13 protein-coding genes are annotated in these 11,228 nt (G+C 64.6%); 6 read left to right on the plus strand and 7 right to left on the minus strand.

The genetic code is table 11. The features are described from left to right. Positions 1-83: 83 nt before the first annotated feature. From ACWEO2_RS27315 to ACWEO2_RS27325, 3 genes are all read right to left on the minus strand, one after another. Positions 84-245 carry a hypothetical protein gene (locus ACWEO2_RS27315; protein WP_452407920.1) on the minus strand — a complete coding sequence of 54 codons (162 nt, stop codon included), beginning with the start codon at positions 243-245 and terminating at the stop codon, positions 84-86. Positions 246-738: 493 nt separating this feature from the next. Next, positions 739-2,184, minus strand: a complete 1,446-nt coding sequence (gndA, locus tag ACWEO2_RS27320; protein WP_452407921.1) for an NADP-dependent phosphogluconate dehydrogenase — start codon at positions 2,182-2,184, stop codon at positions 739-741. Between the two features lie 72 nt (positions 2,185-2,256). Further along, positions 2,257-2,754, minus strand: a complete 498-nt coding sequence (locus ACWEO2_RS27325; RefSeq protein WP_452407922.1) for a GbsR/MarR family transcriptional regulator — start codon at positions 2,752-2,754, stop codon at positions 2,257-2,259. Positions 2,755-2,822: 68 nt separating this feature from the next. Here ACWEO2_RS27325 and ACWEO2_RS27330 point away from each other — a divergent pair, with 68 nt between their 5' ends. Beyond that, complete coding sequence (locus ACWEO2_RS27330; protein ID WP_452407923.1) at positions 2,823-4,406, plus strand: DHA2 family efflux MFS transporter permease subunit; 1,584 nt, start codon at positions 2,823-2,825, stop codon at positions 4,404-4,406. Positions 4,407-4,884: 478 nt separating this feature from the next. Here ACWEO2_RS27330 and ACWEO2_RS27335 read toward each other — a convergent pair whose 3' ends face one another. From ACWEO2_RS27335 to ACWEO2_RS27345, 3 genes are read right to left on the minus strand one after another with little or no spacing between them, the layout of a single operon-like run. Continuing rightward, on the minus strand, positions 4,885-5,775 hold the full coding sequence (locus ACWEO2_RS27335; RefSeq protein WP_452407924.1) for a PaaX family transcriptional regulator: 891 nt from the start codon (positions 5,773-5,775) through the stop codon (positions 4,885-4,887). Positions 5,776-5,798: 23 nt separating this feature from the next. After that, positions 5,799-6,647 carry a tryptophan 2,3-dioxygenase gene (locus ACWEO2_RS27340; protein WP_452407925.1) on the minus strand — a complete coding sequence of 283 codons (849 nt, stop codon included), beginning with the start codon at positions 6,645-6,647 and terminating at the stop codon, positions 5,799-5,801. 58 nt (positions 6,648-6,705) lie between these two features. Beyond that, positions 6,706-7,575 (minus strand): helix-turn-helix transcriptional regulator, encoded by an 870-nt coding sequence (locus ACWEO2_RS27345; protein ID WP_452407926.1) that lies wholly within the window; start codon positions 7,573-7,575, stop codon positions 6,706-6,708. 348 nt (positions 7,576-7,923) lie between these two features. Here ACWEO2_RS27345 and ACWEO2_RS27350 point away from each other — a divergent pair, with 348 nt between their 5' ends. Beyond that, complete coding sequence (locus ACWEO2_RS27350; protein WP_452407927.1) at positions 7,924-8,262, plus strand: hypothetical protein; 339 nt, start codon at positions 7,924-7,926, stop codon at positions 8,260-8,262. Positions 8,263-8,265: 3 nt separating this feature from the next. Here the strand turns inward: ACWEO2_RS27350 and ACWEO2_RS27355 are convergent, their stop codons facing one another. After that, positions 8,266-9,531 carry a helix-turn-helix domain-containing protein gene (locus ACWEO2_RS27355; RefSeq protein ID WP_452407928.1) on the minus strand — a complete coding sequence of 422 codons (1,266 nt, stop codon included), beginning with the start codon at positions 9,529-9,531 and terminating at the stop codon, positions 8,266-8,268. Positions 9,532-9,733: 202 nt separating this feature from the next. Here ACWEO2_RS27355 and ACWEO2_RS27360 point away from each other — a divergent pair, with 202 nt between their 5' ends. The 4 genes from ACWEO2_RS27360 to ACWEO2_RS27375 are packed head-to-tail and all read left to right on the plus strand — an operon-like array spanning position 9,734 to position 11,147. Further along, positions 9,734-10,246: a hypothetical protein gene (locus ACWEO2_RS27360; protein ID WP_452407929.1), complete on the plus strand. Its 513-nt coding sequence runs from the start codon at positions 9,734-9,736 to the stop codon at positions 10,244-10,246. After that, the gene (locus tag ACWEO2_RS27365; RefSeq protein ID WP_452407930.1) at positions 10,243-10,551 is read left to right on the plus strand and encodes a hypothetical protein; all 309 of its coding nucleotides are present in this window, start codon (positions 10,243-10,245) and stop codon (positions 10,549-10,551) included. Before ACWEO2_RS27360 ends, ACWEO2_RS27365 begins: the two co-directional genes overlap by 4 nt. A 3-nt stretch (positions 10,552-10,554) precedes the next feature. After that, entirely contained in the window at positions 10,555-10,806 is a 252-nt protein-coding gene (locus tag ACWEO2_RS27370; protein WP_452407931.1) for a hypothetical protein, read from the plus strand. Positions 10,807-10,844: 38 nt separating this feature from the next. Further along, positions 10,845-11,147, plus strand: coding sequence for a hypothetical protein (locus ACWEO2_RS27375; protein ID WP_452407932.1), 303 nt, complete (start codon positions 10,845-10,847; stop codon positions 11,145-11,147). Positions 11,148-11,228 lie beyond the last annotated feature (81 nt).

An 11,228-nucleotide genomic window follows, 5' to 3' on the forward strand; every position in this document is an offset into this window, starting at 1 on the left:
AGTAAGGATGGGACCTAGCGGTACGTCGGGCACGCCGCGACGACGGTGCCGAAGCTCGCCTAGTTAAACGGTCTGGCGTGCAGTCATAGCGTGCCGTCTCGATCGAGACCGACCGCACGGCACAGCATCTTGCCGTCGACCATGGTCACTATGAGTGGTGGTTCCGCGGCGGGTGTCGAGTCGGCGAATGCGACCGTGATCGCACCGCCCGCCAACGCGGGGGCGGCGAAGGTCACCAGCAGCACGGAGCGACGTAGCCGCCGAAAAGTGTTGCCCGCGTGGGTCCGGTACTCGAACCGAAAGGTCTCCGACGAGGGATCGCTGGCGGGTCAGGGTGTGGAAGGGCCGCGGATCCGGCCGAGAGCGCCGCCGCGAGCGTGGCAACGATGGCCACGACACGACGCCCCTGACAAAGTCTCGTGCCGAATCCGCGAGCCGGTCCAACCCGGTGAATCCCGTGGCGAAGGCCGCCGCGTCGAAGATCGCGAATACCGCGATCAGGACGATCGACCAGCCCGTGGCGATTTCCGTGCGGCCGCCAGACGAACATTTCTGGCTTCGGGCATCGTCCGAAGCCAGAAATCCTGCTCGTCCTGCGACACGAATACCACGGTAAAGTGTTGCCACGATTGGGAATCGTGCGCATATGAGCGAGTCGACCCGCGGGCCTGCGCGGACGCGGGCTTGCGCGGGCCCGGCCAACGCGCACGCCGGGCCTGCGCGCTGGCGCGAGCGAACTCAGTCGGCGGAGACCTCGCTGCGGTCGCCGCTCCACAGGGTGTGGTACTTGCCCGGCGCGTCGATCCGCTCGTAGGTGTGGGCGCCGAAGAAATCGCGCTGGCCCTGGGTGAGTGCGGCCGGGAGCCGTTCGGCGCGCAGGGCGTCGTAGTACGACAGTGAGGACGCGAACGCGGGCACCGGGATGCCGAGCATGGTGGCGGTCGCGACCACACTGCGCCAGCTGTCGATGGCCGTCTCGATCGCCTCGCGGAAGTACGGTGCGAGAATCAGGCTCGGCAGTGCCGGGTTCTGGTCGTACGCCTCCTTGATCCGGTTCAGGAAGCGGGCGCGAATGATGCAGCCGCCGCGCCAGATGGTAGCGAGATCGCCGGGGTGCAGATCCCAGTTGTATTCCACGCTGCCCGCGGCGATCTGGTCGAAGCCCTGGGCGTAGGCGACGATCTTCGATGCATAGAGCGCCTGGCGGATGTCCTCAGTGAATTGCGCTGCGTCGGTGGGCTTTTCGCCGAGCTTGCCAGCGGCGAGACCGACCGCGGCCTTGCGCTGGGCGCGTGCGCCCGACAGTGCCCGCGCGAAGACCGCCTCGGCGATGCCGGTGACCGGGATGCCCAGATCGAGTGCGGACTTCACGGTCCAGCGACCGGTGCCCTTCTGCTCGGCGGCGTCCACGATGACATCGACCAGCGGCTTGCCGGTCTTGGCGTCGACCTGGTTGAGCACTTCGGCGGTGATCTCGACGAGGTAGCTCTCCAGTTCGCCGGAGTTCCACTGGGTGAAGACGTCGGCGATCTGCTTGGCGTCGAAGCCGAGCGCGTCGCGGAACAGGTGGTACGCCTCGCCGATCAGTTGCATATCGGCGTATTCGATGCCGTTGTGCACCATCTTGACGAAGTGGCCGGACCCGTCGGGGCCGATATGCGTGCAGCACGGCGTGCCGTCCACCTGTGCCGCAATGGATTCCAGCAGTGGTCCGAGGGATTCGTAGGACTCCTTCGGACCGCCGGGCATGATCGACGGACCGTTCAGCGCGCCCTCCTCACCACCGGAGATACCCGCGCCGACGAAGTTCAGCCCACGCGCCTTCATCGCGGCCTCGCGGCGGATGGTGTCGGTGTAGAGCGCATTGCCGCCGTCGATAATGATGTCGCCGGGCTCCATCGCGTCGGCCAGTTCCTCGATGACGGTGTCGGTCGGGTCGCCCGCCTTGACCATGATCAGCACCCGGCGCGGCTTCTCCAGCGCCGCGACGAACTCCTCGATCGTCTCGGTGCGCACGAAGTTGCCGTCACCGCCGTGTTCGGCCAGCAGTGCGTCGGTCTTGGCGATGCTGCGGTTGTGCAGGGCTACCGTGTAGCCGTGCCTGGCGAAGTTGCGCGCGATATTGCTACCCATGACCGCAAGGCCGGTAACCCCGATCTGTGCGGATGCTGTTGCGGACGCCATGAATCAGCTCTCTCCGTTCGACGGGCGTTGTTACCTATCGTCCGAAGCTTAGTCACCCCCGGCGATGACGATTCACCCGTGTCGCTCGGCCTTTCGCTGATGTTCGCGCCAGCGGGCGATGAGGCCGTGCATATCCTGCTGGACGAAGTCGAAGAAGTCGACGGCCTCGGTGAGTCGGCGCCCGGTCGGGGTGTCCACGCCGAAGGTGTCGACGCCGTACTGCAGGTTGGCCTTCCACGCGTCGAGTGAGTCGTTGCGCAGGGTGAGCACCGTTTCCCACACATTGTCGCGAATGCGGTACTGGTCCTTGCGGGTGCGCGGCACCCGCTCCCGAGAGACGAAACCGATCTGCCCGAGGAAGCGGACCGCACCCGAGATCGACGGCTGACTGACCTGTAGCGCCTCGGCGAGTTCGGCCGAGGTCATGACGCCTTTTTCGCTGATCAGCATCTGTGCGAGGACCCGCGCGGCCATCTGTGGCACGCCGCTGGCCGCCATTGCTCCGCCGAGTCGTTCGACGAACGCTCGTGCTCGCTCCGATTCCGCTGTCGTCGGGTCTGTTGCCGTCATGTGCAGAGCCTACCCCGTCAAGTTTCTGAACTATTGCAACTATCAGAGATTAGTAATAATGTGCCGACATGCTTCCCAATGAACGAGCCGACCACACGTCGGACTCCAACCCGGCCCTGCTCGATGCCGTCGCACCGGGCGAACTCTCCGGCACCCGCCGCTTCGGTGTGCTGGCCGCGCTCTGTCTCGCGGTGCTGGTCGTCGGTCTCGACACCACCGTGTTGAATGTCGCGCTCCCGACGCTGTCGGTCGACCTCGACGCGTCGACCGAACAGCTGCAGTGGATCGCCAACTCCTACAACCTCGTCCTGGCCGCACTGCTGCTGCCCGCCGGACTGCTCGGCGATCGGTTCGGCCGCAGAAAGATGCTGGCCGCGGCGCTGGTCCTGTTCGGAGCCGGTTCGGTGGTGTGCGCGCTGTCCACCTCGGCGGGGCAGCTCATTGCCGCGCGCGCCTTCCTGGGAATCGGTGCGGCGCTGCTGGTTCCGGTGGTGATGTCGCTGATCGCCGTGCTGTTCCCGGCGGCCGAACGGAAAAAGGCGATCAACTTCTTCGTCGTCGCCAACAGCATCGGGCTACCGCTCGGTCCGATCGTCGGTGGTCTGCTGCTGGATCACTACTCGTGGGCGTCGATCTTCTGGATCAATGTTCCGGTCGCCGTGGTGGCGGTCGGCGCGGTCGTCGCGCTGATTCCGGAATCGCGCAGTTCGGTGCGGCCGACGATCGACTACCTCGGCATCGTGATCTCTTCGGCGGCGCTGGCGGCGCTGGTCTATGGAGTGACGCTGGCCGGTGAAAGGGGTTGGGGCAATGGGTGGGCGATCGCGTTCATGGTCGCCGCGGCGGTACTGCTGGCGATCTTCGCGGTGCTCGAGAGCCGTTTCGGCCGGACCGGCACGCCGCTGGTCGACGCGCACCTGTTGCGTTCGCGGTCCTTCGTGTGCGGCACCCTGCTCATCACCGTCACGGTATTCGCGATGTTCGGCCTGCTGTTCACGATGCCGCAGTTCTTCCAGGCCGTACAGGGCGCGGACGCGCTGGGCACCGGGCTGAAGCTGCTGCCGTTCATCGGCGGCATGGTGATCGGTGCGAAATTGGCGACACCCGTCGATACCGCGGCGGGCACCAGGATCACCGTCGCGATCGGATTCGTCATTCTCGCAGTCGGATTGGCGATGGGCGCGCTGACCGATGTGGACTCCGGCTACGGCTATGTGGCCACCTGGATCGCGATCGCCGGTGCCGGCGCGGGTTTCGGTATGCCCTCGGCAATGAATGCCGCGCTCGGGGAAATCGATCCCGACCGCGCCGGTGCCGGATCCTCACTGATCCAGGCAATGCGACAGGTCGGCGGCACCGTCGGCATCGCCCTACTCGGCACCGTCCTCAATGCCACCTACCGCAGCGCGGTCCACACCGACGGATTGCCCGACCAGGCCGCAGCAGCGGTCGAAAAGAGCGCCGCCAACGGCATCGCCATTGCCCACCACCTGAATTCCCCGCAGCTCCTCGACTCGGTAACCACTGCCTTCGTCGACAGCATCGCAACAATGCTGTGGGTATGCACCGCCATCGCGGTGGCAGGCGCCATCGCATCGATCCTGTTCCTGCCTCGGCACGCCAAGGCCATCGACCCAACCGACCTGATGTAGCGAATTGCCCTGGGCGGCCCGCACATTGGGTGCAGGCCGCCCGAGCACGTGGATACACCTTGGCCTCGGAGTCGCCGACACCGTCTACTGACTTGCGCCCCGATCCACGCGGCATGGTCCGCATCGGTGCACCCCCGGCCGCTCAGCCCCATCGGCATCGTCCACCGTGCATTTCCCTGCGTTCAGGGTGATCACGTCAAACGCCCGCACCAGATCTCCCGCCAACTCTCTGCCAAGACGTTCCCAGTGGGCCGATCGCCGCATCCACGCCAAGCCTCCCCTCAGACCGCTGAACGCCGTACGCCACCGGCACCCAGGTCGCGTTCGATCACGGACCCGCGAATGCGCTGGTGTAGGTGGGCTCCCGGTGTTTACCTGCATGAGCGCATGGTGATCGCTTGTCCAAGGGGGTTGGGTTGCGGTTGCGCGCGAGTGTCGGCTTCGGGGCCGTTACCGGGTTGTCGTGTGGCTGGGGTGTTCAGGGCTTTTCGACCAGTGTTCGCACCCGCTGGCGGCTCGGTTCCAGGTAGCGCTGGCGGGCCTCGGCGAATAGGTGCACGCTGGCTGGGCCCGGCCAGTTGGCGGGCAGCATTTCGTTGGGGAGGCCCGGATCGATATATGGGAGGATGCGCCATTCGTCGAGCATCAGGGTGAAGTGGGCGAAGGTGTTTCGGTCGGTGGTTTCGTTGAGAATGTCGCGGTGGCGCTGGTAGAAGGTTCGGTGCCGGGCTGCGAGATCGTCCAGGTTCCACCATTGCGCGGCGGCCTGTCGCAGGCTGCCGGGTACGACGGGGTCGGTGGCGCGGAACGAGGTTACGTGGGCGTCGAGTTCCAAGGCGGTGATGATGGCGGCGGCCTCCGTCGCTAGGTACTCCGGGTAGATCCAAAGGCCCGCCGAGACTGTGCCGCAGCCGATCGCGGTCAGTCGGCGCCGAAGTTGGTGTCTGGCGGCGCGTTCGGATTCCGGAATGCCGAAGGACAGGAGCCGCCAGGCATCACCCGGGACCATCTGGCGGAATCCGAAGATTCGCGGGTCGCCGCGGGCGAACATCGCCAGTGCGGGCTCGGTCAACGCATAACCCGCACGTCCGCAACGGCTTTCGGGGCGCAGCACGCCCTTGGACTTGAGTCGGGTGATCGCCGTGCGGGTGCTCGGTGCCGGAATGTCCAGTAGGGCGAGCAGTTCGGTGAAGTCCGCGATCGCGATCCACCCGCCGAGATCGCGGACGTACGCGCCGAGCACGGTGCGGGCCAGCGATGTCGCGCTACCGGGCCGTGCGTCGATGTCATCGAGTACCGCGCCCGCGAACTGCGGATCGGGCGTTCGCTCGAGGCGAGTCGAACGGTGGTTGGGGTGCTGAGCCGTCATGTGATTCGATCCGCCATTGCGGGTCAGTGTCCGGTCCAGGTGCGGGCGGCGAAAAGTTCGGGGAAGTAGGTGTGTTCGAGTGCGCGTTGCAGGAATCCGGCGCCGCTGGATCCGCCAGTCCCGCCTTTCCTGCCGATGACGCGCAGCACGGTGCGCAGATGCCGGAACTGCCACAGCTGGAAGTTCTCCTCGAGATCGACCAGCTCCTCGAATGTTTCGTACACGGACCAATATTGTTCCGGAGCTTGGTAAATGGACTGCACCAAGGCGAGAAGTTCGGCGTCGAGGGTGTGGGCCTCGGTGACATCGCGCTCCAACATCGAGCGGGGCACGTCGAGCCCGGTGCGGGCGAGGTGGTGCCAGAAGGCGTCGTAGACGGTCGGTTCCCGTAAGAGCGCGGCCAGCTGATCGTGTGCCGCCGCATCGGATTCGAAGACCCGAAGTACCGCCGCATTCTTATTGCCGAGGATGAACTCGACGGCGCGGTACTGATGGGACTGGAAGCCCGATGAGTTTCCCAGGAAGTGGCGAAACTGCGCGTACTCGGTGGGCGTCAGTGTCGCGAGCACCGACCACTGCTCGGTCAGCGTTTTCTGGATGTGCTTCACCCGCGCAATACATTTCAGCGCAACCCCGATATCGTCGGCATCGAAAGCCGTGCGCGCGGCCCGTATTTCATGCAGCACCAGCTTCAACCACAGTTCAGTGGTCTGATGCTGGATGATGAACAGCAATTCATCATGGTGCTCCGGTCGACTGACCGGATGCTGCGCACTGAGCAACGTATCGAGATCCAGGTAGGCGCTGTAGCTCATGCGGGAACTGAAATCGGTGACGATGTCCGGTTCGAGTGCGTCACGGTGAGTGGTCATCAGCGGCCCCGTTCTCCTGCGGTCCCCGGTTCACCGTATTACACCATCGTGACGCCCGCTAGGGTTGTGTCATATCGCGGTCCGGTGACCGATCGAGAGTCCGGGCATCCGTAGCACCGAGGCTGGCCAGCAGGCGCAAATTGTCGTGGGATTCGGTGCCGGATTCGGCGGACAGGACAACGAGTTCGGTGCCGGTTTCCTCAGGGAGAGCGAAGTTTTCCTGGTGTAGGTCCAAGGTGCCGACCAGAGGGTGGGCGAAGGCTTTTCGGCCGTGGGTCCGAGAGCGGACATCGGCGCGGGCCCACAGTTTGCGGAAGCGGTCGCTGTGCACGGCCAGTTCACCGATCAGGGCCGACAGTTTCGGATCGTCCGGATACTTGCCCGCGGCCAGACGCAGGTGGCCGACGGTATCGCGGGTGCAGACCTCCCATTCGACATAGAGTGAGCGGCCCTCGTCGTCCGGGTCGTCCAGGAAGATGTGCCGGGCGATATTCAGACCCTTCATCGGACTGCGCCCGTACAACAGTTCCGCGAGCCGGTTGCCCGCCACCACGTCGAGGCGGTGATCGACGATGAACGCGGGCGTGTCGGGAATGAGATCGAGCACCCGCAGCAACTCGGGACGGATGCGGACATTCGGTGCCGACTTCGCCGGGCGCAGCGGGCGGCGTGCCAGTCGGTGCAGGTGCTCGCGCTCCACCTCGTCGAGGCCGAGCACCCGGGCCAGCGCATCGAGCACCTGCGCCGACGGCTGCCGGGCCCGCCCCTGCTCCAAACGCACGTAATAGTCGACGCTCACTCCGGACAGGTGCGCGACCTCCTCCCGGCGCAATCCCGCGACTCGACGGCGCGAATCGGTGGCAATGCCGACCGACCCCGGATCCACCCGGGATCGCCGCGTGCGCAGGAAGTCGGAGAGATCGTCCATCCCTCCAGTATTGCCACGGGTTCGCGGGGCGAGGGTGGTCCTGCTGGTACCAGGAAGTCCCGTCCGATGGATGAAGCGTCTCTGAACAGCGGGCCCGCCGACTCCCAGGATCGAAGACATCCGATCCGAAGGAGCAGCGGTCAGCGACCACAATTCGTTGTGTGGTCGATCGCATCCAGCGCGCACCGTTGCAAGCACGGAGAATCGGATAACACCGAGACTGACCGATCCCCAGCACGACAGCCGCCACCAACCGGGGCGACATCGGATTTGGGTGGGCTACGAGGACCAATTCGATATCCACCCGACAGGCGTCTCAGCACGAGGCCCACCCCTATCCTGGTAGTTATGCCCGGTGAGTACGTGAATGTGTCTGTCACAGTGGCTGCTGACGGGTCTGTCGTTGAAACGACATACGCGCAGGAACACGTGGCTGATATCCGGGTTCAGCCCTTCGGCTCAGGTAGTTATGACGTCGCGTTCATCACGACCGTGGAAGTGTCGCCCCGCTCGGTCGCAGAGGCGACGAGCGAGGGTGGTTACGCTTCGGTGAAGGGCCTGTACTGCAATTTCAGCCCCGCAAACCCGAAATACGCTTACCAGGTAACGGTGCGGGTGCAGACATCTCGCGGACAGGACGCCGAGTCCACGAACAGCGGCTTTCGGCTTGACCTGCAACTCGTCTAGGAGTTAGACGAGGAGTTCTCGACGGGCGTCCCGAAACTCGACGACGGCGGCTTGGGTCTGCCATGGATTGAACGCCCGATCCAGCAGTTCCAGTTCCTTCGCAAGTCGTCCCGAGCCCGAGCCACTTCCGGCGGAGATCGCTTCCATACCCAGGCTCGCGGCGTGTTCTACGTCGCCATTGCCTACGTGTGCTACCGCTGCGCGTACCAGATAGACGGACCTGTCTCTGGCGTAATGAGGAGGCAGCGTGTCGAGCACATGCGTGAATTGCTCTGCCGCAGTGTGGTAGTCGCCCAACGCCGACAGGCTTCGCGCCCGGTGGACGTTGATGTAGGAGTGGTCGAACCATCCCGCCCAGGGGAGGTCCGGGTCCATGTCGGGGCTGTCGACAGATTCCAACGCCATGTTGTAGGCGTTTTCTGTCGCCTTATGGTCGCCGAGCAGCGCGTGACCATGCGCGGCACGCATATTGGCGAGGGCCGCGATCGGTGTATCGCCCGGGGCGGTGCGTATCGCGGCGGCTGCGAGCGCGACCGTTTCGCCGCCATCGCCTTCGTCGCCGGACAGGTGTGCTTTCCGGTTGAGGATGTAGGAGGACATGGCGTCGTCGCCGGATGCCATGGACCACTGGAATGCCCGGTCTGTCCAATACTCGGCGGCAGTGAAGTCCCCGGAGTCCTGGTGAAGCCAGCCCGCGAACTCTGCGTAGCTGGTTTGCATCTTGAGCAACCCGGTGGTGTCCGTGCCGTTCAATCTGCGCAACTGGCCGATGACCTGGATCTGTTGTTGCACGATCGGGATCACGGTGGTCGGCCCCAGCAGGCTGTCCTGGTCGACGAGGACACGTTTGAGTTGACGAAAGTGGTCAAGGTAATCGACGGAAGAGTTGCGGTTCAACGCGATTCGCGGGTTGGGACTCGTGCCGATTGCCGCTTCCATGCCGACTGCCGCGATGAAACTGCGCCTGGAGATCGGCATGAACTCGCCTTCTCCGTTCTCGTAGGGATAGTCACGACCCGACTCATCGTGCCCGTTGGCACGTTCGTTGTCGAGATCGAACATCGCCACTGCGGCGATCTCGATCAGACGCCCGGATGCGGACAGTTCCCGGTCGAGCAGCCGGACGATATCCGCTGGCGGCTTGCGAATTCCTCGTTCAAACCGCGACAGGTCCCCCGCGTTGTAGCCGATCCGGCGAGCAAGACTTCGCAGCGATTCATGGCCACGAAGTTTGCGCAATTCGTCGCCGAACGGACGCCATTGCTCCATGACCCACCTTCCCATGAGCCCTCTACCAGCGTTGCAATATCGCCAACACTGCAACGCTAGTGCAACACCCTCGGTCCCACCGAATCTTTTGGGTAGCAGCCGATGCCGAGCTACACGCCCCCCTTCGACAACCGAATGGGGTTCGTGTCACCCGGTGCTGGGTGCCCACCGACATTGGAACACGCACCGAGGGATACCACCCATGCCTGTAGGAACCATCGCCCTGATCGTCACGGCCGCCGCGATACTTGTCCTCTGCTGCGGCATCGGATATTGGCTGCCCTATGTGATCGACCGCGACCGCGACGACACCATTCCGGACGGCGCGGTGTCGGGCGTCGATATCCTCGATCGCGTCACCGCAGAGGGCACCCTGAGAACCGATTCATGGGAGCTCGAGCCGTCGCATCGCGCATCGCCCGAGCCGTACACGCCGGAGCAGGCGCACGCCGAGATGCGGCGGCACCCGCGATTGCCGCACCGACGTCTGCTCGGCGAAATACGCCGCGTTCTGGACACTGGCTTATTCCGGGCAGATCGTGGCCGACGTGAGGGCCGTCCGATGAGCGTCAGCGAACTGCCGAAACGGTCCGCATTCGTCGGGCCGCAATGCGCGGTCTACTGCGATGTGCCGACCGAACTGATGAAGCGTTACCTCGAAGCCCTGAACGCCCACGAGTGGACGGATGCTGAACGACCCGAGGGGGCGCAGTGAACCGAAATATGTTGCACACCACCGCGATACCGGGGAAGGTCGCGGTGTGGCAGCTCGTCAACCGCGCCGCCCGCATACTGCGCGTGCAGCTCACCACCGAGGCATTCACCGCCTACCGCCTGCCATCGCTGACCAAGCTGCCCGACGCGCAGCCCGGCACGATCATGTTCGATGCCTACCCGGATTTGGTCGACGCCCGCGAGCTGCTTTCCGAGCATGGCGACCTGTGGGACGCGGTACGCGAGGACTACTGGGCCGCCTTACTTAATACGGCGGATCTCCCGTCGTCGGGCGCAGGCGGCTAACAGATGACCGAATTGCATTTCACACGAACGGATATCGCTCCATCGGTGCGGGCGCTGCTCGCTGCCTTCCATGAGGACACTCACAAGAAACTCGACCGTGCCCCCGTGGATAGCCGTCCCATATTGCAGCGCGCGGACGGCTCGATGACGCGGGTTGACGAGGACGGGTGGATATCCGACTCGGACGCGGACCTGGACGAAGCCGACGCCCCCACGATCGCGCCCATAAGCGTCGTCGACACCGAAACGCCGTGACCGGGTAGGAACCGGTAGCGCGAGCGAAGGAAAACCCCATGCAACCCAAGGCAATCGGTCTGCTGCTGCTCGAAATCACCGGATCGGATCGGCAACGGTACGAGCAGGTAATCAGACATCTGGCGCAGCGCCAAGGTTACGAGCTAGCCGGACTGCTCACCATCGGTACCGACACCTACATGCCGACGACACTGGTAGTCGAAACCGTATGCAAGGCAGGCGCTTCCGCCATCCTAACCCCCGACCTTGCCCACCTCGGCGGACACGCGAAAGCGGTCGCATTGGCGTGCGATCTGGTGACTCCGGCTGGGATTGTGCCGCGATCCAGCGGGGAACGGTGATCGCGTCCGAAGAGTCTGGCCCCAGGGGCGCGAGCCCCCAATTGGCCGAATCATTGACCCACACAACGTATTCGATCATCT

Source organism: Nocardia sp. NPDC004278 (genome assembly GCF_053602975.1).